The organism is Streptomyces longisporoflavus, from assembly GCF_014649775.1.
GTDB classification, from domain to species: domain Bacteria; phylum Actinomycetota; class Actinomycetes; order Streptomycetales; family Streptomycetaceae; genus Streptomyces; species Streptomyces longisporoflavus.
Map to the genome: position 1 here is coordinate 456924 of NZ_BMTR01000003.1, position 21780 is coordinate 478703.

General features: G+C 69.8%; 16 protein-coding genes and 2 tRNA genes. 11 read left to right on the forward strand and 7 right to left on the reverse strand.

Going from position 1 to position 21780, the window contains the following annotated elements:
• Nucleotides 1-15 precede the first annotated feature (15 nt).
• Both IE226_RS08630 and IE226_RS08635 read left to right on the forward strand, forming a co-directional pair.
• Nucleotides 16-2481, forward strand: a complete 2466-nt coding sequence (locus IE226_RS08630; RefSeq protein WP_190080435.1) for an FtsX-like permease family protein — start codon at nucleotides 16-18, stop codon at nucleotides 2479-2481.
• A gap of 67 nt (nucleotides 2482-2548) precedes the next feature.
• The gene (locus IE226_RS08635; RefSeq protein WP_190080436.1) at nucleotides 2549-3010 is read left to right on the forward strand and encodes an HD domain-containing protein; all 462 of its coding nucleotides are present in this window, start codon (nucleotides 2549-2551) and stop codon (nucleotides 3008-3010) included.
• On the opposite strand, the gene IE226_RS08640 is transcribed toward IE226_RS08635, so the two are convergent.
• Nucleotides 3007-4281: an acyltransferase family protein gene (locus IE226_RS08640; RefSeq protein WP_229870637.1), complete on the reverse strand. Its 1275-nt coding sequence runs from the start codon at nucleotides 4279-4281 to the stop codon at nucleotides 3007-3009. The genes IE226_RS08635 and IE226_RS08640 overlap by 4 nt on opposite strands.
• A 629-nt stretch (nucleotides 4282-4910) precedes the next feature.
• On the opposite strand from IE226_RS08640, the gene IE226_RS08645 reads away from it, so the two are divergent.
• Nucleotides 4911-5105 carry a hypothetical protein gene (locus tag IE226_RS08645; protein ID WP_160505028.1) on the forward strand — a complete coding sequence of 65 codons (195 nt, stop codon included), beginning with the start codon at nucleotides 4911-4913 and terminating at the stop codon, nucleotides 5103-5105.
• 86 nt (nucleotides 5106-5191) lie between these two features.
• Entirely contained in the window at nucleotides 5192-7339 is a 2148-nt protein-coding gene (locus IE226_RS08650; RefSeq protein WP_190080438.1) for a serine/threonine-protein kinase, read from the forward strand.
• A 78-nt stretch (nucleotides 7340-7417) separates the two neighbouring features.
• On the opposite strand, the gene IE226_RS08655 is transcribed toward IE226_RS08650, so the two are convergent.
• Nucleotides 7418-7488, reverse strand: a tRNA-Gly gene (locus IE226_RS08655).
• 189 nt (nucleotides 7489-7677) lie between these two features.
• Between IE226_RS08655 and IE226_RS08660 the strand changes: the two genes are divergently transcribed.
• The 5 genes from IE226_RS08660 to clpX all read left to right on the forward strand — a co-directional run bounded on the left by IE226_RS08660 (nucleotide 7678) and on the right by clpX (nucleotide 12481).
• Nucleotides 7678-7754 (forward strand) — tRNA-Pro (locus tag IE226_RS08660).
• 126 nt (nucleotides 7755-7880) lie between these two features.
• Nucleotides 7881-9272 (forward strand): trigger factor, encoded by a 1392-nt coding sequence (gene tig, locus IE226_RS08665; RefSeq protein ID WP_190080439.1) that lies wholly within the window; start codon nucleotides 7881-7883, stop codon nucleotides 9270-9272.
• A gap of 417 nt (nucleotides 9273-9689) precedes the next feature.
• Nucleotides 9690-10295 carry an ATP-dependent Clp protease proteolytic subunit gene (locus IE226_RS08670; protein ID WP_190080566.1) on the forward strand — a complete coding sequence of 202 codons (606 nt, stop codon included), beginning with the start codon at nucleotides 9690-9692 and terminating at the stop codon, nucleotides 10293-10295.
• A 62-nt stretch (nucleotides 10296-10357) separates the two neighbouring features.
• The gene (locus IE226_RS08675; protein WP_190080440.1) at nucleotides 10358-11038 is read left to right on the forward strand and encodes an ATP-dependent Clp protease proteolytic subunit; all 681 of its coding nucleotides are present in this window, start codon (nucleotides 10358-10360) and stop codon (nucleotides 11036-11038) included.
• 156 nt (nucleotides 11039-11194) lie between these two features.
• The gene (gene clpX, locus IE226_RS08680; RefSeq protein ID WP_190080441.1) at nucleotides 11195-12481 is read left to right on the forward strand and encodes an ATP-dependent Clp protease ATP-binding subunit ClpX; all 1287 of its coding nucleotides are present in this window, start codon (nucleotides 11195-11197) and stop codon (nucleotides 12479-12481) included.
• Between the two features lie 80 nt (nucleotides 12482-12561).
• On the opposite strand, the gene IE226_RS08685 is transcribed toward clpX, so the two are convergent.
• The 3 genes from IE226_RS08685 to IE226_RS08695 form a co-directional block, all read right to left on the reverse strand.
• The gene (locus IE226_RS08685) at nucleotides 12562-13437 is read right to left on the reverse strand and encodes a hypothetical protein (protein WP_190080442.1); all 876 of its coding nucleotides are present in this window, start codon (nucleotides 13435-13437) and stop codon (nucleotides 12562-12564) included.
• Nucleotides 13438-13459: 22 nt separating this feature from the next.
• The gene (locus IE226_RS08690) at nucleotides 13460-14422 is read right to left on the reverse strand and encodes a hypothetical protein (RefSeq protein ID WP_190080443.1); all 963 of its coding nucleotides are present in this window, start codon (nucleotides 14420-14422) and stop codon (nucleotides 13460-13462) included.
• Between the two features lie 119 nt (nucleotides 14423-14541).
• On the reverse strand, nucleotides 14542-15480 hold the full coding sequence (locus tag IE226_RS08695; RefSeq protein ID WP_190080444.1) for a hypothetical protein: 939 nt from the start codon (nucleotides 15478-15480) through the stop codon (nucleotides 14542-14544).
• Between the two features lie 136 nt (nucleotides 15481-15616).
• Here IE226_RS08695 and IE226_RS08700 point away from each other — a divergent pair, with 136 nt between their 5' ends.
• On the forward strand, nucleotides 15617-18241 hold the full coding sequence (locus IE226_RS08700) for a valine--tRNA ligase (protein WP_190080445.1): 2625 nt from the start codon (nucleotides 15617-15619) through the stop codon (nucleotides 18239-18241).
• Nucleotides 18242-18268: 27 nt separating this feature from the next.
• Here IE226_RS08700 and IE226_RS08705 read toward each other — a convergent pair whose 3' ends face one another.
• A complete protein-coding gene (locus tag IE226_RS08705; RefSeq protein WP_229870639.1) occupies nucleotides 18269-18937 on the reverse strand; it encodes a hypothetical protein in 669 nt (222 codons plus the stop codon).
• Nucleotides 18938-19098: 161 nt separating this feature from the next.
• Nucleotides 19099-20106: a rod shape-determining protein gene (locus IE226_RS08710; RefSeq protein ID WP_190080446.1), complete on the reverse strand. Its 1008-nt coding sequence runs from the start codon at nucleotides 20104-20106 to the stop codon at nucleotides 19099-19101.
• 133 nt (nucleotides 20107-20239) lie between these two features.
• Between IE226_RS08710 and folC the strand changes: the two genes are divergently transcribed.
• On the forward strand, nucleotides 20240-21775 hold the full coding sequence (gene folC, locus IE226_RS08715) for a bifunctional tetrahydrofolate synthase/dihydrofolate synthase (protein WP_190080447.1): 1536 nt from the start codon (nucleotides 20240-20242) through the stop codon (nucleotides 21773-21775).
• The last annotated feature ends 5 nt before the right edge of the window (nucleotides 21776-21780 follow it).

The window sequence follows — 21780 nt, forward strand, 5'->3', positions numbered from 1 at the left end:
CTCCGGAGAACCTCCATGCCCAACGGCCTCGCCCGCGCCGCCGTCCGCTTCAAACCCTCCGCGTTCGTGGGCACGTTCGTCGCGCTGATGATGGCCGCGATGATCGTCTCCGCGTGCGGCATCCTCCTGGAGACGGGCGTACGGGCCTCGATGCCGCCCACCCGGTACGCCGACGCCCCCGTGGTGGTAGCCGCCGACCAGCGGGCCCACTTCGTCACGGGCAGCGGCGACAGCCGCTCCGAGTCGGTGACCCCGCTGCCCGACCGGGCCCGGATCGACGATTCGCTCCTCGCGAAGGCGGGCGCGGTGCCCGGCGCGCGCACCGCCGTAGCGGACGTCACCTTCCCGGTGCGGTCCGGCGCCGGGAGCGTCACCGCGCACGGCTGGGGCTCCACGGCCTTCACCGGCGAGAAGCTCACCGCGGGCCGCGCCCCCAAGCCCGGCGAGGTCGTCCTCGCCGCACCCGGCGCGTCCGTAGGCGAACGCACCACGCTCACCACGGCGGACGGACCACGCGACTTCCGCGTCTCCGGCACCGTCAAGAACCGGCAGGGCGCACCCACCGCGTGGTTCACCGACGCCGACGCCGTACGCCTGTCCGGCCACCCCGGCCGCGTCGACGCCGTCGCGGTCCTGCCCGCGAAGGGCGTCACGGACGCCGTGCTCAAGGCCCGGGTGGCGGACGCCGTAGGAGACAGGGCACTGGTCCACACCGGCGACGACCGCAGCGCCGCCGAGGGCGCCGAACTGGCCTACGCCGAGGAGTTGCTCACCGGACTCGGCGGCTCCTTCGGCGGCATCGCCACCATGGTCGCCATGTTCACCGCGGCGGGCACCGTGGCGCTCTCCGTCGGCCAGCGCGCCCGCGAGTACGCGCTGCTGCGCGCCATCGGCACGACGCCCCGCCAGATCCGCCGCACCATCGCCACGGAGGCCCTGCTCGTCGCCCCACTCGCCGGAGCGGTCGGCGTCCTGCCCGGAATCGCCCTGGCCGACTGGTGGTTCGGGCAGCTGAAGGACAGGGGAGCGATCCCCGGCGCCCTGGACCTCTCGGTCTCCTTCATTCCCCTCGTCGCGGCGATCGGCGCCGCCGTCGTCACCGCGCTGCTCTCCGGCTATCTGGCCGCCCGCCGCCCCTCCCGCATCAGGCCGGGCCAGGCTCTCGCCGAGTCCTCGGTGGAACGCCTGCGCCCCGGCTGGATCCGTACGCCGCTGGGCATCGCGGCGGCCGTCGGCGGCTGCGTCCTCGCCGGGATCGCCTCGTCCCTGACGGGCGACGACGCGGCCAACGTGGCGCTCGGCATCGTCATGCTGTTCATGCTCGCCGTGGCCCTGCTCGGACCGCTGGTCGCCCGCGGTTGCGCGGCTCTGTTCGGGCTCCCGCTGCGCGGCGCGGGCGCGTCCGCCTCGCTCGCGGCCGCCAACTCCCGTACGAACGCCCGCCGGATGGCATCGGCGATCACCCCGATCGTCCTCGCGATGGCGTTCTCCTCGACCCTCGTCTTCATGCACACCAGCGAGGACCGGGTGACGGCCGACCAGCAGCGCGAGGGCATCACGGCGGACCACATCGTGACGGCGTCGGGGGCGGGCGCGACCCCGGCCGGGGTCACGAAGGCCGCGGAGGCGCCTGGAGTCACCTCGGCCGTGGGCCTCCTCAAGACCTCCGTCCTGGTGCCGGTGGGCTCGGGCGGCGACCGCTGGCTGGAGAGCGCGTCGGCCCAGGGCATCACCGGCTCGCCCCGTGACCTGGCCGAGGTCCAGGACCCGGGTGTCAGGACGGGCTCGATGGCCTCGCTCGGCAAGGGCGAGATCGCCGTCGACGCGAAGCTCGCGGACTCCGCGAACGTGAAGACGGGCGAGCGCATCGCCCTGCGCATGCCCGACGGTACGAAGACGTCACCGAAGGTGGTGGCCACGTACGACCGAGGCATGGGCCTCTCCCGAGTGACGCTCCCCTCCTCGGACTTGAAGCAGCACGTGACCTCGTCCTTCTCCTCGGAGATCTGGACGAAGGGCAAGGCGACGCAGGCCCTCACGGCCCTCGGCACACTCCAGGACCGCGACGCCTACGCCACCGCCCAGTCCACCGACCGCGCGGTCAACGCCTGGGCGAACGGGGTGATGGCGGCCGTGCTCGGCGGCTTCGCGGCGATCGCCGCGGCGAACACCCTGGTGATGACGGTCCTGGACCGCCGCCGCGAACTCGGCACGCTGCGCCTGATCGGCTCCACCCGGCGGCAGGTGATGCGGATGGTGCGCTGGGAGGCGCTCCTGGTCACCTGCGCGGGCATCGTGATCGGCTCGGCCATCGCCCTGGCCACCCTGATCCCCATGATGAACGGCCTGACGGGCGAGTCCCCTTACATCCCACCACTGCTGTACGGGTCTTTCGCGGGCGGAGCGCTGGCGCTCGGCCTGGCGGCGACGGCCCTGCCGGCGAGGGCGGCGTTGCGGGGTTCCAGCCCGTCCGGCGGTTGAGGACGAACTCGGCGGAGCCGTAAATGTCACGGTCGGGAAGGGGCGGGGTCGGGGAAAGAATCCCCGTATGAACCCCAGCTCCTTGCTGTCCCTGCCCGAGGTAGAAGCAATCGCCCGCCAGGCCCACGCCACCCAGAAAGACAAAGCGGGCCGCCCCTACACGGAGCACCTGGAAGCCGTGGCCAAGGGCGTCCACGCCAGAAACGGCACGCCGGAACAGATCGCCGCAGCCTGGCTCCATGACGCCATCGAGGACAACGCCCTCACGGAGGAGTGGCTGCGGGACGCGCCCCTCACCCCACGTACGAAGGACATCGTGCGAGCCCTCACCAAGAGGGCGGGCGAACCGCCCGAGGCCTACGCCGCCCGCATCCTCGCAACCCCGGGCGCCCGCCTGGTCAAGGAAGCCGACCTGGCCCACAACGCGAATCCGGCCCGCCTAGCAGAGCTAGACGGGCCGACCCGTGATCGCCTCACGGAGAAATACGCGAACATGCGCGCCCTACTGGGCATCCAGTCGCAGCGCTAGGCAGAAGACCTGGCCCGCTCCCGGGCCAACGCGGCAGCGTCCCGCTTGAACGCCCACTCCATCTTCGGCTCCATGGCGAAGCGGAACATCCGCTGCACCGGAGGCGTACAGAGAAGCGTCACCACAGCCGCGGCGATCAGCGACACGATCACCTGCCCGACGGGCGTGTGCATCCAGGGGTAGTCGTCGAACCAGCCCCAGAAGCGCGAGCCCTTGGCCAGGAAGCCGTGCAGCAGGTAGCCGTACAGCGTGCCCGCGCCGAGGACCGTGAACCACATCTTCCGGCGCGGAACCCACGCGAAGAAGCACGCGGTCAGGATCGCGGAGCAGCCGAACAGTGCCAGCGTCATCACGACACCGGCCCACCACGGCGCACCCAACTCCTGTGCGCTGTCCCGGCGGTAGAACCAGGCGGAGGTCATCCGCGGCCCCGCCCAGTACGCGAGAAGGAGCGCGCTCGCGAAAATCGGGATGGAGAGCAGCCGCACCTCGCGTCGCCGCACCAGCTGGAAGTACTCGGGCTTCATGAAGAGGCCGAGCACGAAGAAGGGCAGGAACTGCAGCACGCGCTGCAGGTCGAGGTCGTCGCCGATGTCGGGCGAGACCGACGCGAGCACCGCGATGGCGAGCGCGAGCGGAAGCGGCCAGCGGACCAGCTTCCACAGCGGGGTCGTCAGCCGCCAGACGAAGAGCGCGACCAGGAACCAGGTGAGGTACCAGGGGTCGAGCAGACTGATCGGCTGCGTCGGATCGTCGTCCGCGTAGCGCTTGAAGACGGTGTACGCGACTTCGAAGATGACGTACGGCACGGCCACGCCGGTCACCAGGCGCTTGAGGCGGTCGGACCGCATGTCGAAACTGCGCGAGAAGTAGCCGGAGATGAGGATGAACGCCGGCATGTGGAAGGTGTAGACGGTCATGTACAGCGCCTCTGCGGCGCGGCTGCCGTCCGTGAGTGGTTCCCAGGCGTGCGCCATCGCGACCAGGACGATCGCCAGGTACTTGGCGTTGTCGAAGAAGGAGTCGCGCTGCTTGGCGGGCTGGCCCGCGGGGGCGGGTCTGCCGCTGCTGGTACCGGCGTGTTCCGTGGTGCCGGTGGAGCCCGGGTAGCCCGTGGGGACGGGTCGGGCGGTGGTGCCGGCCGGAGCGTGGGAAACGGTCGCGGCCATGGTGGATTGGGGGGCGCGGGGGCCGGGTACTCCGTCCGCGGGCATATGTGCCGGGGGGAGTGGCGCCCGGTGGCGGCCGTGCGGCTGAACCGAGTTCGTCACAGGCCCTCCCACCAAAGGCTGGGTGGGACGATCCGGGACCGCACTGCGCTTGCGGGGATGGTGGCAGCGTGGAACATCTGAGGCACCCTAGCGTCGCTCGTGTGTATTCGTAAAACCCCCAACTCAGCTGTCATCTCAATCACAGACCGTTCAGGAGTAATACGGTCCGAGTACCCAGAAATCACGGGAGTCGACATGCGGATTCAACACATGTCAGGCCCCAAGTGCCGCTCCTGCTGTCCAGTACGTCACAACTCATCCCCCTTAAACGTTGCATAACGCCCGCAGGCGACTCTGGCGATATGTCCGGTTCATTGACCCTTTGTGATGCCCGTGGCGTGCGTCCGGCAACAATTCGAATTTCCTGCGAACGAGTTGTGTGCCCATGGAAACGATCAAGCCGAATTACTGGTCACGCGGGTCCTTCGAATTGCCGTGCGGGGGCGCCGTGTTCGTACGCCCCTAGGGCGCCCGCGTGCACGGGGCTCCCGGCGGGCGTGTGCGGCCTTGGCCGACGATGTGTCACCGGCCGCATACCGATGGCGCGTTGGTGGCACGATGGTCCTGGCGGGGGTGTGCGGGGTCGTACCCCCCGGGCCGGGGAGAGACCGACCTAGGGTGTGATCAGTGTGGCCATTTCGCTGTCAGTGGTGTTGCTGTTGGCGATCATCCTCATCGTGCTGATCCGCGGAGGATCGATCAAAGCGGGGCCCGCGATCGTCGCGGTGCTCTTCGGGTTCTTCCTCGCCTCGACCGGAATGGCGCCCTCCATAAACCGCTTCCTCAACGAGGTGGCCGAGACCATCAACTCGATCAGCTTCTGAGGGGCGTACGCGGCCTGCCGCGCGTACGCTGCCTCCTCCGCCCGGGGCATTCGGGCTGAGGCACGCTGGGACGGGGGTCCTCGGGGATGGCGCTGCGCGACTCGGATCCGGATCGGATAGGCGGCTATCCGATCGACGACCGGCTCGGTTCCGGCGGCATGGGCGTCGTGTATCTCGCCCGCTCCGCCTCCGGGCGGCGCCTCGCGGTGAAGGTCGTCCACGGCCAGTACGCGGACGACCCCGAGTTCCGTACCCGCTTCCGCCGCGAGGTCGACGCGGCCCGCCAGGTCAGCGGCGCCTTCACCGCGCCGGTCGTGGACGCCGACGCGGACGCGCCGAGCCCGTGGATGGCCACGCTCTACATCCCCGGCGAGAACCTCGGCACCCACGTGCGCCGGGAAGGCCCGCTTCCGCCGGCGCGGCTCCGGGAGCTCGCGGCGGGCCTGACGGAAGCTCTCCGTGACATTCACCGGGTCGGCGTGGTCCACCGGGACCTGAAACCGGCCAACGTGATGCTCGCGGACGACGGGCCCCGCGTCATCGACTTCGGCGTCTCGCGCACGGCCGGGGCGCTGGTGGGCGACCCGCTGACCCAGACCGGCCGCGTCATGGGCACCCCGCCCTACATGTCCCCGGAGCAGCTCACCGCGCCCCGCGAGGTCGGCCCGGCCTCCGACGTCTTCTCCCTCGGCGCGGTCCTGGTGCACGCGGCGACGGGCCGCGGCCCCTTCGACAGCGACAGCCCGTACGAGACGGCCACCCGCGTCGTCGAGGGCGAACCGGAACTCGACGGCGTCCCCGAGGAGTTGCTGCCCTTCGTGGAGCAGTGCCTCGCCAAGGACCCCGCGTCCCGCCCCACCGCGGACGCGCTCCTGGCCCTCCTCCGGGGCGAGCCGCTGCCGGACCCGCCGTCCTCGTCCGAGACCACCCCGCAGCCGTCGCGCCCGCGCCGCCGCAGGCGGCTGATCATCGCGGCGGCCGTGGGCGGGGCGCTGCTCGCGGTCCTCGGGGCGGGCGTCGTCGTACGCCTCGCGACGTCGCAGGAGCCGGGGGACGGCGATCTCCCGGCGGGGTGGCGGGCCTGGCAGGCGAAGGACACGTCCGGCGCGGCGGACGACGCGAGCGGCCCCTTCCTGCACTGCGCGGCGGTCCTCGACGGCCTCGTGTGCGCGGGGAACGACGTCAAGGCGGTGCGCTTCTCCCTGGCCACCGGGAAAGCGGCCTGGAGCCTGCCGGTGGACGCGGGGCCCGACAGCTGGTCCCTCGACGAGGGCGCCGTCATCGGCAGATCGGGCCACCGCCTCTTCGTCTACCGCAACGACCAGACCGAGGAGAGCCCGGACGCCGCCGAACCCGACAACGACTACGCGATCCAGGCCATCGACGCCCGGACCGGCCACGAGCTCTGGACCAGAGCGACCCAGCGAGGCGCCAACGCCATGGCGCCGGTGACCGGCACGGAAGCGCTGACCACCGGCGTCGCCGCATCGGTGGCGAGCGTGAAGGGCGGGGTCCTCACGGTCTACGGCAAGCGGGGGGACTCGTACGCCCTGCTCGGCTCCGCCGACGGCAGGCCCCGGTGGCGGCACCCGCTCCCCCGCGTCACCCGGTCGGACGGGGAGTGCGAACTGCGGTCCGCGGCCGGCCACGGCTATCTCCTCTGCCCCGCCGACGAGCCCGAAGGCACCCGGATCATCCGGCTCGACCCGGCCACCGGGAAGCCCGCCTTGACCGCGTCCGCGCGTCACGATCTCAGCTTCGTCGGCCAGTCCGGCGGCCGCCTGCTCTTCACGGACCAGGCCGCGAAGACGCACCGCCGGATCACCGCCCTCGACCTGCGGACCCGCCGCCTGCGCACCGTCCGCCTCGCCACGCCGCAGTCCGGCGACGCGACGGTCACCCTCAGCCGGGGCACCCTCTACTTCACCTCCACCAACGGCACGGTCCGCGCCGTTGACCCCCGCACGGGCCGCCAGGCCTGGTCCCGCAACTCCAGCGTGGAAATGCCGGGCCCGCCCCTGGCCTCCGACTCGCACGTCTACGTCGCGTCCCCCAGCGGCCGTCTCGCGGCACTCGACCGGAACACGGGCGAGATCGGCTGGACCCGCTCCGGCCGGGGACCGGCCACGCCGATGCCCGAATCGGTGGGCTCGCCCCTGACCCTGGTGGGCGACGCCCTCTACGTCCCCTACGGAACCCGTTCCGTCTACTCCGTGAACGTACGAAACCCCTGAGCCGTTGCACGGGCGACCTGCGTCCGCGCGCGAAAAAGCCTCCGGCCCGGTTCAGAGGAACCGGGCCGGAGGCCACAGAGCGGGTGACGGGAATCGAACCCGCGTAGCTAGTTTGGAAGACTAGGGCTCTACCATTGAGCTACACCCGCACAGCTCGCGCCGCAGTCCATTTCGAGACAGCCCGAGACAGCTCGAGGCAGCGAAGACACTGCCGGTCGGCGACCGCGGCACGGCAAGCATCGTAGCGGGTCAAACACCCTTTCCGCACACCCCGTACGTACTCGCGATTAACCGGGCGCCGCACTGCCTGCGGGCATGTACCCTACGTGTCGCACCGACGGGGTGTGGCGCAGCTTGGTAGCGCGTCCGCTTTGGGAGCGGAAGGCCGTGGGTTCAAATCCCGCCACCCCGACCAGCAAGATCCCCCTCACAAGATCGCATTGTGGGTCGCCTCCCGCTTGCCGTTACTATGCAAGCTGTGTGCCCGTGTGTCTCTGAGCCGGGCTCAATCCCAAGAAGTCAGCCCCAAGGAGACCGAACCGTGAAGAGCGCCGTGGAGACCCTGAACCCGACCCGGGTTCGGCTCACTGTTGAGGTGCCCTTCGAGGAGCTCAAGGACAGCCTCGACGCGGCCTACAAGAAGATCAACCAGCAGGTCACGGTGAAGGGCTTCCGCAAGGGCAAGATCCCGGCCCGAGTCATCGACCAGCGGTTCGGCCGCGGCGCCGTCCTCGAAGAGGCCGTCAACGACGCGCTCCCGAAGTTCTACACCGAGGCCGTGAACGAGGCCGAGCTCAACGTCCTGGGCCAGCCCGAGGTGGACATCACCGAGCTGAAGGACAACGAGACCCTCAACTTCACCGCTGAGGTCGACATCCGTCCCGCGATCGAGATCCCGGACTACTCCGGCATCGAGGTCGAGGTCGACGCCGTCGAGGTCAGCGACGAGGACGTCGAGAAGGCCGTCGAGGAGCTCCGTGAGCGCTTCGCGTCCACCTCGCCGGTCGAGCGTGCCGCCGAGGACGGCGACGTCGTGACGATCGACCTGGAGGCCAAGGTCGAGGGCGAGGTCCTGGAGGACGGCGTCGCGTCCGGCGTCTCCTACACGATCGGCTCCGGCGAGCTCCTCGAAGGCATCGACGACGCCGTCAAGGGCCTGGAGGCCGGTGGCGAGGCCACCTTCACCTCCGAGCTCAAGGGCGGCTCGGCCGCCGGCAAGGAGGCCGAGGTGACCGTCAAGGTCACCCAGGTCGCCGCCCGTGAACTGCCCGCCCTGGACGACGACTTCGCGCAGCTCGCGTCGGAGTTCGACACCCTGGACGAGGTCAAGGCGGACAGCCGCAAGCGCCTCGAGAACATGAAGCAGTACGACCAGGCCACGCAGGCCCAGGAGCGCGTCCTGGAGAAGCTGCTCGAACTGGTCGAGGTCCCCGTCCCCGAGAAGCTCCTCGCGGACGAGATCGAGACCCGCAAGCACAACCTGGTGAACCACCAGCTCGGCCAGATGGGCCTCGACCTCGCGAAGTACCTGGAGATCCAGGGCAAGACCGAGGAAGAGTTCGACGCCGAGACCAAGGAGCAGGCCGAGAAGGGCATCAAGACGCAGTTCGTCCTCGACGAGCTCGTCAACAAGGAGAAGCTGAACGTGAACCAGGAGGAGCTCACCGAGCACCTCATGCGTCGCGCGCAGTCCTCCGGCATGTCCCCCGACCAGTTCGCCCAGGCCGTCGTCGAAGGCGGCCAGGTCCCGATGCTGGTCGGCGAGGTCGCCCGCGGCAAGGCCCTCGCGGTCGTCGTGGAGGCCGCGACGGTCAAGGACACGAACGGCGAGGTCGTGGACCTCGACGACGACGAGGACGAGACGGCTGAGACCGTCGAGGCCTCCTCCGAGGAGCCGGCCGAGGCCGCCGCCGAGGAGAAGACCGAAGCCTGAGCTTCGCTCTGACGCACGTAAGACAGGCCCCCGGGATCCCGATCCCGGGGGCCTGTCGCGCCCTCAGGGGCGCGGGGAACTGCGCGGCCGGCCCGCGACGGCCCGCACCCGCCGTAGATCCGTCTGCGGCAGCCGCGACTGCGGCTTGTGGGGGTTGCCCGCGCAGTTCCCCGCGCCCCTGACGGGGCAGCTCGGCAGCCCACGAGGCGCCCCCGCCAGAACCTGCGCTCACAGCGAACAGGTCCCTTTGCGGGATTCCCCGGACGGGGCTGAGCGTTAGGGTCCATGAATACGAGGGCAGGGGAGTCCCCGAAGCCGTCCCGGAGCGGCGAGCACGCGGGGTCCCAAGCCTCAGAAGAAGACGTGAGACGGCCCGGCGCCGTCGTAAGACGAGCAGGTGGATACGTGACGAATCTGATGCCCTCCGCCGCCGGCGACCCCTCCATCGGTGGTGGCCTCGGCGACCAGGTCTACAACCGGCTGCTCGGCGAGCGGATCATCTTCCTCGGCCAGGCCGTGGACGACGACATCGCCAACAAGATCACCGCGCAGTTGCTGCTCCTTGCCGCAGAGCCGGACAAGGACATCTTCCTTTACATCAACAGCCCTGGTGGATCCATCACGGCCGGCATGGCGATCTACGACACCATGCAGTACATCCAGAACGACGTGGTGACGATCGCGATGGGCATGGCGGCCTCGATGGGCCAGTTCCTGCTCAGCGCCGGTACGCCCGGCAAGCGCTTCGCGCTGCCGAACGCCGAGATCCTGATCCACCAGCCTTCCGCCGGTCTCGCGGGCTCCGCGTCGGACATCAAGATCCACGCCGAGCGTCTGCTTCTCACGAAGAAGAAGATGGCCGAGCTCACCGCGTTCCACACGGGTCAGACCGTCGAGCAGGTCACCCGCGACTCGGACCGCGACCGCTGGTTCGACCCGCAGGAGGCCAAGGAGTACGGCCTCATCGACGACATCATGCCCAACGCGGCCAGCATGCCGGGCGGCGGCGGCACCGGAGCCTGAGCCTGAACCGCTCAGCCCTTCCGAAGCCGACCGAGCCCACGCTCCTCAGGAGACCTACAGAGATGAAGAACTACCCCGGCAGCGGCCTCTACGAGCGCACTGACGCCGAGTACACCGGCCCGACCGCCGAGTCCCGCTACGTCATCCCGCGCTTCGTCGAGCGCACCTCGCAGGGCGTGCGCGAGTACGACCCGTACGCGAAGCTCTTCGAGGAGCGCGTGATCTTCCTCGGCGTGCAGATCGACGACGCGTCCGCCAACGACGTCATGGCGCAGCTCCTGTGCCTGGAGTCGATGGACCCCGACCGTGACATCTCGATCTACATCAACAGCCCCGGCGGCTCCTTCACGGCGCTGACGGCCATCTACGACACGATGCAGTTCGTGAAGCCGGACGTGCAGACGGTCTGCATGGGCCAGGCCGCGTCCGCCGCCGCCGTGCTCCTCGCGGCCGGTACGCCGGGCAAGCGCATGGCGCTCCCGAACGCCCGCGTCCTGATCCACCAGCCCTACAGCGAGACGGGCCGCGGACAGGTCTCCGACCTGGAGATCGCCGCGAACGAGATCCTCCGGATGCGCTCGCAGCTGGAGGAGATGCTGGCCAAGCACTCCACGACGCCGATCGAGAAGATCCGCGACGACATCGAGCGCGACAAGATCCTCACGGCCGAGGACGCCTTGTCGTACGGCCTGGTCGACCAGATCATCTCCACCCGGAAGATGAACAATTCGTCGGTCGTCTGACGCAGGGCTGTAGCATCTGCCGTTCCTTGGCACGGTCCACGTCAAAGTGAACCGTGCCAAGGGGGGCCCGAACGGGGGGCCAGGCAAGGTACCGTCGGATATGAGGCACCAGGAGTCGCTGAACGTGGCGTCTCCCAGGCGAAGGGGAAGCACCTCGTGGCACGCATCGGTGACGGCGGCGATCTGCTCAAGTGCTCGTTCTGCGGGAAGAGTCAGAAGCAGGTCAAGAAGCTCATCGCAGGTCCCGGTGTGTACATCTGCGATGAGTGCATCGACCTCTGCAACGAGATCATCGAGGAAGAGCTCGCGGAGACGAGCGAGGTCCGGTGGGAGGAACTCCCCAAGCCTCGTGAGATCTACGAATTCCTCGAGGGCTATGTCGTGGGCCAGGAGCCCGCGAAGAAAGCCCTCTCGGTAGCGGTCTACAACCACTACAAGCGGGTCCAGGCCGGCGAGACCGGCGGCGCGCAGGGCCGTGACGACGCGATCGAACTCGCCAAGTCCAACATCCTGCTGCTCGGCCCGACCGGTTCCGGCAAGACGCTGCTCGCGCAGACGCTCGCGCGCATGCTGAACGTCCCGTTCGCCATCGCCGACGCGACGGCGCTCACGGAGGCGGGCTATGTCGGCGAGGACGTCGAGAACATCCTCCTGAAGCTCATCCAGGCCGCTGACTACGACGTCAAGAAGGCCGAGACGGGCATCATCTACATCGACGAGATCGACAAGGTCGCCCGCAAGAGCGAGAACCCCTCGATCACGCGCGATGTCTCGGGAGAAGGCGTCCAGCAGGCCCTTCTGAAGATCCTGGAAGGCACCACGGCTTCCGTCCCGCCGCAGGGCGGCCGCAAGCACCCGCACCAGGAGTTCATCCAGATCGACACGACGAACGTGCTCTTCATCGTGGGCGGCGCGTTCGCCGGCCTCGAGAAGATCATCGAGTCGCGGGCGGGCGCGAAGGGCATCGGCTTCGGCGCCACGATCCACTCCAAGCGCGAGCTCCAGGAGAAGGACCGGTTCGAGGACATCATGCCGGAGGACCTGGTGAAGTTCGGGATGATCCCCGAGTTCATCGGCCGCCTCCCCGTGATCACCTCGGTCCACAACCTGGACCGCGAGGCCCTGCTCCAGATCCTGGTGGAGCCGCGCAACGCACTCGTGAAGCAGTACCAACGCCTCTTCGAACTCGACGGCGTGGAGCTTGACTTCGAGCGCGAGGCGCTCGAAGCCATCGCCGACCAGGCGATCCTGCGCCAGACCGGCGCGCGCGGCCTGCGCGCCATCATGGAGGAAGTCCTCCAGTCGGTGATGTACGAGGTTCCGTCCCGCAAGGACGTGGCCCGCGTGGTCATCACGGCGGACGTCGTCCACTCGAACGTCAACCCGACGCTGGTGCCGCGTGATGCGCGGGGGCCGGGGTCGGGCGAGATGAAGTCCGCGTAGCGGCAGCCGATCGCGTACGACGAAGGGGGCACCCCGCGAGTGATCGCGGGGTGCCCCCTTCAACGTGTCGCCGTGCGGGGCTACTTGACCTCGGTGCGGACGTCGGCACGGAGCTTGGCGGTCAGGCCCGCCACCGTGTCGAGGGAGATGTCCTTGCCGCCCGCGGTGGCGCTCGCGTCGGAGTGCCCGACGGAGGCGACCGTGCTGTGGTCGCCCCAGATGCACATCGGCGTCTGGAAGGTGTTGGGGATGCCCTCCTCCTGCTCGGCGTCGTCGGGGGCGCCGAGGCGGAACTCGGCCTTCTGGCACTTCATCACGCCGTTGTCGAAGCCGTCCGGGGTGAACTCCTCGGGGCTGCCGATGAGCGTCACGCTGCCGGGCTCATCCTTGGACTTCTTCTTCATCTCGGCGAACATGGCGTCCACGACCTTCTCCGGGTCGTCGATCTCGCCGTACACGCCGGAGAAGTTGAGGCTCTTCATGGTCGCGCCCGAACCGGAGTTGTACGCGCCGTGGGCGTCCTCGGGGTTGCCGACGCCCTGCTGCTCCAGCTCCTTCAGGCCGCTCGACGACATACCGCCCCCGCCGGCGCCCGAGCCGTCCTTCTTGTACTCGCCGCCGAGGATGCCGGCGGGCGCCGTCAGCTTGTACGTCTTGCCGTCATCGGCGACGGAGCCGCCGTCCTTGCCCGCGGTGAACCACCACACGCCGGCGCCGATCGCCGCGATCGCGACGACGGCGCCGACGACGATCCCGGCCTTCTTGCCGCCACCGCCCTGCGGGGGAGGCGGCGGAACCTGCCCGTAGGGGCCTTGGGGCTGCTGCGGATAGCCGTAGCCGTATCCGGGCTGCGGGGCGGGCGGCTGCTGCGGGGCGCCGTAGGGCGGCTGCTGGCCGTAGGGGCCGGGCTGCTGGGGCGGCTGATTGCCGTACGGGCCCGGCTGGTTGTAGCTCATTGCTCTGGTTCTCCTCGGGCCGTCAGAGCTTGACGCGGACTTCCTTGCGGAACTTCGCCGTCTTCTCGGCGGCCTCGTCGAGGTCGGCGCTCTTGCCGCCCATCGCGTTCGCCACGTCCGTGGTGATCACGATGCCGAGCGTGCTCTTGTCACCCCAGATGCAGGTGGCCATCGACATCTCGCTCGGGCCCTGGCTGGCGCCCGCCGTAGACGAGCCGAAGTCGAGCTTCATCTCCTGGCACTTCAGCACCGCGCCGTCGAGCCCGGCGGGGCTGTACGTCTTGGGGGTGCCGACCAGCGACATCGACTCGCCGCTGCTGTCGGCCTCGTCGGCGTTCTTCTCCGCCTCGCCGAACATCGCGTCGACGACCGACTCCGGGTCGGCTATGTCGCCGTAGACGCCGTTGAACTGCAGGATCTTCTGCGACAGCGGGTTGTCCTCGGTGCCCGACTGGTACTGGCCCGCGACGTCCTTGGCGTTCTTCACGCCGTGCTTCTCGGCTTCCCTGACGTCACTGGAGGTCATGCCGCTCTCGGCGCCGGCCTCCTTGCTCAGCTTGTACTCGGTCAGGACCGTCGCGGGCGTGATGAGCTTGTGCGGTCCGTCGTCCTTGACGCCGGTGTCGCCGCCTCCGCCGCCCGCCACGTTCGAGGAGCCGCCGTCCTTGCCCTTGTCGTCGTCACCGCCCGCGAAGACGAAGTAGCCGCCGACGGCGACCGCGACGACCGCGACCACGGAGGCGATGATGATGCCGGTCTTCTTGCCGCCGCCACCCTGCGGCGGGGGCGGCGGGACCTGCCCGTAGGGAGCCTGCGGCTGCTGCCCGTACGGGGCCTGCTGCTGGGGATAGCCGTATCCGGGCTGCTGCTGCGGGGCCTGGGGCGGGTAGCCGTAGCCGGGCTGCGGGGCCTGCGGCTGCTGCCCGTAGGGGCCGGGCTGCTGGGGCTGCTGGCCGCCGTACGGACCGGGCTGGTTGTAGCTCATGAGTGGGTTCCCCCGTGAGTATGTTTATGTGATGTCGACATCCTGACGGAAGCAGCCCCGGCCGAAGCGACCGGGGCTGCTCGGCGCAAGGCGACGCCGTCGGGACATCAGCCGAGAAATCAGGCCTTGACGCGTACTTCCTTGCGGAGCTTCGTCGCCGTGTCGGCGGCGTCGTCCAGCGAGGCGCCCTTGCCGCTCATGGCGCTGGCCATGTCCACCGGAATCACGACGCCGAGGGTGCTGTGGTCGCCCCAGATGCAGACCGGCATGCTGATCTCCTTGGGGCCGGAGCCGCCGCCCTTGACCTTGGTCTCCTGGCACTTGATGACGGCGCCGTCCGCGTCGAAGCTCTTCGGGCTGCCGACCAGCTTGCCGGTGGAGGTGGCGGCGCCCTCCTTCTCGGACTGCGTCGCCATCTTGTCGAACATGCCGTCCACGACCTTGGACGGGTCGTCGATGTCGCCGTAGACGCCCATGAACTTGATCATCTTCTGCGCCAGCGGGTTGCTCTTGTCGCCCGACTGGTACTCGGCGTCGACGGGCTCGCCGTTCTTGACGCCGTCCTTCTCGGCCCTCTTCATGTCGCTGTCCGTGAAGCCCTCGCCGGCCGACACGGCCTTCTTGTACTCGGAGAGCACCGTCTCGGGCGTCACCAGCTTGTGCTTGCCGTCGTCCGCCACGGCCGAGTTGCCCGCCGACGAGCTGTCGTCCTTGCCTGCCGTGAACCACCAGACGCCGCCGCCTATCGCGACGAGGGCGACGATCGCGCCGATGATCAGGCCGGTCTTCTTGCCGCTGCCGCCACCGGCGGGCGGGGGCGGCGGGACCTGCCCGTACGGGCCCTGCTGTTGCTGGCCGTAGGGACCCGGCTGCTGCGGCTGGCTGTAGCCGCCCTGCTGCGGAGGGACGCCCTGCGGGGCCTGCTGGGGGTAGCCGTAGCCGGGCTGAGGAGCCTGCGGCTGCTGGCCGTAGGGGCCAGGCTGACCCGGCTGCTGCCCGTAAGGACCGGGCTGCTGGGGCTGCTGCCCGCCGTACGGGCCAGGCTGGTTGTAACTCATCGCGTGGGTTCCCCTCCGAACGCTTATGTGATGCCGACATCCTGACCGACACCGGAGTGCCGTGGGGGATCAGGCGGCAACCGTTACTCAAGAATCCGGTTTCGGGACGGGTCTGTGACACCTCTAAACTGGAGCGGTGACCGAGAACACTCAGCAGCAGAATCCAGCGCCCACCACCGAACTGCCGACCCAGTACGCGCCGGCCGAGGTAGAGGGGACGCTGTACGAGCGCTGGGTAGAACGCGGCTACTTCTCCGCCGACGCGGCCAGCGAGAAGCCCCCGTACACCGTCGTCATCCCGCCGCCGAACGTCACCGGCTCCCTGCACCTGGGCCACGCCTTCGAGCACACGCTCATCGACGCCCTCACGCGCCGCAAGCGCATGCAGGGCTTCGAGACGCTGTGGCAGCCGGGCATGGACCACGCCGGCATCGCCACGCAGAACGTCGTGGAGCGCGAGCTCGCCAAGGAGGGCAAGTCCCGCCACGACCTCGGGCGCGAGGAGTTCATCGAGCGCGTCTGGAAGTGGAAGGGCGAGTCCGGCGGGCAGATCTCCGGGCAGATGCGCCGCCTCGGCGACGGCGTCGACTGGGACCGTGAGCGGTTCACGATGGACGAGGGCCTGTCCCAGTCCGTCCAGACGATCTTCAAGAAGCTCTACGACGACGAGCTGATCTACCGCGCCGAGCGCATCATCAACTGGTGCCCGCGCTGTCTGACCGCGATCTCCGACATCGAGGTCGAGTACCAGGACGACGACGGCGAGCTCGTCTCGCTGAAGTACGGCGAGGGCGACGAGACCGTTGTCGTCGCCACCACCCGCGCCGAGACGATGCTCGGTGACACGGCCATCGCCGTCCACCCGGACGACGAGCGGTACAAGCACCTCGTCGGCAAGCTGATCAAGCTGCCGCTGACCGACCGCTCGATCCCGGTCGTCGCGGACGCGCACGTCGACCCCGAGTTCGGCACCGGCTGCGTCAAGGTGACCCCGGCGCACGACCCGAACGACTTCGAGATCGGCCAGCGCCACGACCTGCCGAACATCGCGGTCATGGACGAGCACGCAGTGATTACTGTCCCCGGTCCCTTCCAGGGGCTGGACCGTCTGGAGGCCCGCAGCGCCATCGTCGGCGCGCTGCGCGCCGAGGGCCGCATCGTCGCCGAGAAGCGCCCGTACACGCACTCGGTCGGCCACTGCTCGCGCTGCAAGACCACCATCGAGCCGCGTCTGTCGATGCAGTGGTGGGTCAAGGTCGGCCCGCTCGCCAAGGCCGCCGGTGACGCGGTCCGCGACGGCAAGGTCAAGATCCACCCGCAGGAGATGGAGAAGCGCTACTTCGACTGGGTCGACAACCTCCACGACTGGTGCATCTCGCGCCAGCTGTGGTGGGGCCACCGGATTCCCGTCTGGTACGGACCCAATGGCGAGGTCGTCTGCGTCGGGCCCGACGACGAGGCGCCCACCGGCGAGGGCTGGACCCAGGACAGCGACGTCCTCGACACGTGGTTCTCGTCCGGCCTGTGGCCGTTCTCCACGCTCGGCTGGCCCGGGGAGACCGAGAGCCTCGCGAAGTTCTATCCGAACTCCGTCCTGGTCACCGGCTACGACATCCTCTTCTTCTGGGTCGCCCGGATGATGATGTTCGGCCTGTACGCGATGGACGGCACCCCGCCGTTCCACACGATCGTGCTGCACGGCATGGTCCGCGACCAGTTCGGCAAGAAGATGTCGAAGTCCTTCGGCAACGCGGTCAACCCGCTGGACTGGATGGACAAGTACGGCTCGGACGCCGTCCGCTTCACGCTGGCCCGCGGCGCCAACCCCGGCGTCGACGTGCCGATCGGCGAGGACTGGGTCCAGGGCTCGCGGAACTTCGCCAACAAGATCTGGAACGCCACGCGCTTCGCGCTGATGAACGGCGCCACGATCGAGGGCGAACTGCCGCCCGCCGAGCAGCTCTCGGCGACGGACCGCTGGATCCTGTCCCGGCTGAACGCGACGGTCGCCGAGGTCGACGCGTTCTACGACGACTACCAGTTCGCCAAGTTGTCGGACGCCCTCTTCCACTTCGCGTGGGACGAGGTCTTCGACTGGTACGTCGAGCTGTCCAAGACGACGTTCATGGGCGGCGGCGACGCGGCGAAGGTCTCCGGGCGCGTCCTGGGCGAGGTCCTCGACGTGACGCTGCGCCTGCTGCACCCGATCGTCCCGTTCGTCACGGAGACGCTCTGGACGACTCTCACGGGCCGCGAGTCCCTCGTGATCGCCGAGTGGCCGAAGGACAGCGGCTTCCGCGACAGCGGCGCCGAGCGGGAGATCGAGACGCTCCAGCAGGTCATCACCGAGGTCCGCCGCTTCCGCGCCGACCAGGGCCTCCAGCCGGGCCAGAAGGTCCCGGCCCGGCTCACCCTGGACGGCACCGCGCTCGCCCCGCACGAGGCGGCCATCCGCCAGCTCCTGCGCCTCCAGCCGGAGGGCGAGGGCTTCGCGGCCACCGCCACGCTGCCGGTCTCGGGCGCCACGGTCGCGCTCGACCTGTCGGGCACGATCGACGTCGCGGCGGAGCGCAAGCGCCTCGCCAAGGACCTCGCGGCGGCCGAGAAGGAGAAGGCGCAGGCCACGGCGAAGCTGGGCAACGAGGCGTTCCTCGCGAAGGCGCCGGACAACGTGGTCGACAAGATCCGGGGCCGCCTCACCAAGGCGGACGCCGACATCAGCCGGCTCCAGGCCCAGCTGGAGGGCCTGCCGCAGGGCTAGCCACGCCGTCTTGCGCGGTGCGCCGCGTCACGCGGTGGAGACAGGGCTCTTGGAACCGACCGGTTCCAGGGGCCCTGTCCCGTCTTCCTGCCCTGCCGTCTCCTGCACGGGGATGTACACCTGCTCGGGGATACGCAGCCCCAGGCGCACCAGCTCCGCCTCCGCGAGGGCGTCGATGATCTCGGGGTCGCCGCCGCGCCAGCCCTCGGCGAGGCTGCCCGCGGTGGCGTCGGGCAGTTCGTACGCGGTCCGCGCGACCTCGTCCAGGGGACGCAGCAGGGCGCGCAGCGCGAGGAGTTCGCGGCCGTCGGAGCTCGCGGCGAGGTCCCTCGCGGCGGCTGCCTGCCGGACCCAGCGCAGGCGGCGGGGGAGCCAGCTGTTGAGCACGAGGCCGACGGGTACGAGGAAGACGACGACGGCGCCCACGACCACCGCCGCGCGGACGGTCACCGGGTCGCCGGCTCCGGCGAAGTCCGCGGCGAGCCGCAGGGCGGAGTCGACGCGATCGCCGACCAGGGGCAGCCGGGAAGGGTCGCCGAGGGGCGGGGCGGGGAGTTCCGGGGCGGGGCGGGTGAGCAGACAGGCCAGCCGGTAGGCGACTACGGCGGCGGCGGTCCACAGCGCGGTCCAGAGCAGGACCGCGCCGTCGCCGAGGAGCTGGCGGGTCCGCCGGCCGGGATTCTGGGCATACCACATGGTGTGATTTGACCCCCGGTGCCCCCCTTTCGGAGCCCGCCACGCCGTGACCCCGCACCAACCCCAACAAAGGTCATACATACGATAATTCAGGCAGAGCGGCCCAATTCCGCCCGCCTGCCGCACGGCCCCGCAGCAGTCCCGCCCCGTCGGCCGCAGGCCTAAGCCGCCGACATCACCCGTTCCAGCGCGTCGAAGTCCTCCACGCACTTTCCGCAGCCCAGCGCCACGCTGTCCAGCGGGTCGTCCGCCACGAAGACCGGGATTCCGGTGGCCGAGGCCATGCGCAGGTCGAGGGCGGGGAGCAGGGCGCCGCCGCCCGTCAGGACGATGCCGTGTTCCATGACGTCGCCGGACAGCTCCGGCGGGCACTCCTCCAGCGTCGAGTGCACCGCGGCGATGATCGCCTCCACCGGCTCGTCGAGCGCCGTCCGCACCTCACGCGCCGTCAGCTCCACCGTCTTCGGGAGCCCCCGCACCTTCTCCCGGCCCCGCACGGTGAACGTCCGGGACTCCAGCTCGTCGTCCCCCGGTACCGGCCACGCCGAGCCGATCGCGACCTTGATGTCCTCCGCCGTCCGCTCGCCGATGAGCAGCCCGTGCTCCTTGCGCACGAAGTTGGTGATCGCCTCGTCCAGGCGGTCACCGCCCACCCGCAGCGACTGCGAAGTGACGATCCCGCCCAGGGAGATCACCGCGACCTCGCTCGTCCCGCCGCCGATGTCGACCACCATCGATCCCCGCGGGTCCGCCACCGGAAGCCCCGCCCCGATCGCCGCGGCCATCGGCTCCTCCACCAGGTGCACGGACCGGGCCCCCGCCCGCTGCGCCGCGTGCACGATGGCCCGCCGCTCGACGGGCGTGACGCCGCTCGGCACGCACACCACCATCCGCGTACGAGGACGGCGTCCGGGGACGGCCTTGCGCACGAAGTGCCGGATCATCTCCTCGGCGGCTTCGTAGTCGCTGATCACACCGTCTCGCAGGGGGCGGATCGCGGTGATGGACCCCGGCGTACGGCCGATCGTCTGCTTGGCCTCCGTACCGACGGCGAGGGCCGTTCTGGCGCCCTCCTTGACGGCGACCACGGACGGTTCGTTGAGCACGATGCCCTGCCCGCGGACGTAGAGAAGGGTGTTCGCTGTGCCGAGGTCGATGCCTATGTCCATGATCGCCAAGTTTGCCCGGCGATTGACCGGATCGGGGGGACCAAGGTCCTGAATCGGACGGGACCAAAGTCCCGAGCGGAACCCGAGCAGGTCCCGGCGGCGACTGTCACACCCCGTCCGTAGACTGGCCTGCGTGAGTGACCTCCCCCCGCCTGACAGCGAGCACCCCGACCGCGACGACCGTGACGATCGTGATGACCGTTTCGACGAGATCGTCGGAGCCGAGACCGACCGCGACCCCGACCTCGCCGTGATCGAGGCGGGCAGCCGCACCCTGCGCACCCAGGCGGGCCCGCCCCAGAGCGACATCCCCTCCCGCCCCACCGACCCGGAGATCGACAAGGCCCTGCGCGACGTCGAGACGGAGCTCGCGGGCCGCTGGGGAGAGACGAAGCTGGAGCCCTCCGTCAGCCGGATCTCCGCGCTGATGGACGTCCTGGGCGAGCCCCAGCGCGCGTACCCCTCGATCCACATCACGGGGACGAACGGCAAGACGTCCACGGCCCGCATGATCGAGGCCCTGTTCAGCGCCTTCGAGCTGCGCACGGGGCGTTACACCTCGCCGCACGTCCAGTCGATCACCGAGCGGATCAGCCTGGACGGCGCCCCCATCGAGGCCGAGCGCTTCGTGGAGACGTACCACGACATCAAGCCGTACGTGGAGATGGTCGACTCCCAGCAGGACTACCGGCTCTCCTTCTTCGAGGTGCTCACCGGCATGGCGTACGCGGCCTTCGCGGACGCCCCCGTGGACGTCGCCGTCGTCGAGGTCGGCATGGGCGGCAGCTGGGACGCGACGAACGTGATCGACGGCTCGGTCGCCGTCGTCACCCCCATCGACCTGGACCACACCGACCGCCTGGGCAACACGCCGGGCGAGATCGCCGCGGAGAAGGCCGGCATCATCAAGCCGGACGCGACGGTGATCCTGGCCCAGCAGCCGGTTGACGCGGCGCAGGTGCTCCTGAAGAAGGCCGTCGAGGTCGACGCGACGGTGGCCCGCGAGGGCCTGGAGTTCGGCATCGTCTCCCGCTCGATGGCGGTCGGCGGCCAGCTGCTGACCCTGCGCGGCCTCGGCGGGGAGTACGAAGAGATCTTCCTGCCCCTGCACGGCGCGTACCAGGCGCACAACGCCGCGGTCGCGCTCGCCGCGGTGGAGGCGTTCTTCGGCATCGGCTCGCAGCACGCGCGTGCGCTCGACATCGACACCATCCGCAAGGCCTTCGCCTCGGTCTCGTCGCCGGGCCGCCTGGAGGTCGTGCGGACCTCGCCGACCGTCGTCCTGGACGCCGCGCACAATCCGGCGGGCGCCCGCGCGACCGCCGAGGCGATCAGCGAGGTCTTCGACTTCAGCCGGCTGATCGGCGTGGTCGCGGCGAGCGACGGCAAGGACATGAAGGGCCTGCTCGAAGCCTTCGAGCCGATCTTCGCCGAGGTCGTCGTCACGCAGAACTCCAGCCACCGCGCGATGGACGCGGACACGCTGGCCGGGCTCGCCGTCGAGGTCTTCGGCGACGACCGCGTCCAGGTCGAGCCGCGTATGCCGGACGCGCTCGAAGCCGCGATCACCCTCGCCGAGGAAGAGGGCGAGTACGCGGGCGGCGGCGTCCTGGTCACCGGCTCCGTCATCACCGTCGGCGAGGCCCGACTGCTCCTGGGGAGGGGCTGACTCCT

What these genes read in the sequence shown, in the direction of transcription:
- IE226_RS08695 (WP_190080444.1), bottom strand. Translation starts at nt 15,480, where the DNA reads ATGAGTTACAACCAGCCTGGCCCGTACGGCGGGCAGCAGCCCCAGCAG.
- IE226_RS08685 (WP_190080442.1), bottom strand. Translation starts at nt 13,437, where the DNA reads ATGAGCTACAACCAGCCGGGCCCGTACGGCAATCAGCCGCCCCAGCAG.
- IE226_RS08710 (WP_190080446.1), bottom strand. Translation starts at nt 20,106, where the DNA reads ATGGACATAGGCATCGACCTCGGCACAGCGAACACCCTTCTCTACGTC.
- IE226_RS08630 (WP_190080435.1), top strand. Translation starts at nt 16, where the DNA reads ATGCCCAACGGCCTCGCCCGCGCCGCCGTCCGCTTCAAACCCTCCGCG.
- IE226_RS08635 (WP_190080436.1), top strand. Translation starts at nt 2,549, where the DNA reads ATGAACCCCAGCTCCTTGCTGTCCCTGCCCGAGGTAGAAGCAATCGCC.
- IE226_RS08705 (WP_229870639.1), bottom strand. Translation starts at nt 18,937, where the DNA reads ATGTGGTATGCCCAGAATCCCGGCCGGCGGACCCGCCAGCTCCTCGGC.
- IE226_RS08690 (WP_190080443.1), bottom strand. Translation starts at nt 14,422, where the DNA reads ATGAGCTACAACCAGCCCGGTCCGTACGGCGGCCAGCAGCCCCAGCAG.
- IE226_RS08670 (WP_190080566.1), top strand. Translation starts at nt 9,690, where the DNA reads ATGCCCTCCGCCGCCGGCGACCCCTCCATCGGTGGTGGCCTCGGCGAC.
- IE226_RS08650 (WP_190080438.1), top strand. Translation starts at nt 5,192, where the DNA reads ATGGCGCTGCGCGACTCGGATCCGGATCGGATAGGCGGCTATCCGATC.
- IE226_RS08675 (WP_190080440.1), top strand. Translation starts at nt 10,358, where the DNA reads ATGAAGAACTACCCCGGCAGCGGCCTCTACGAGCGCACTGACGCCGAG.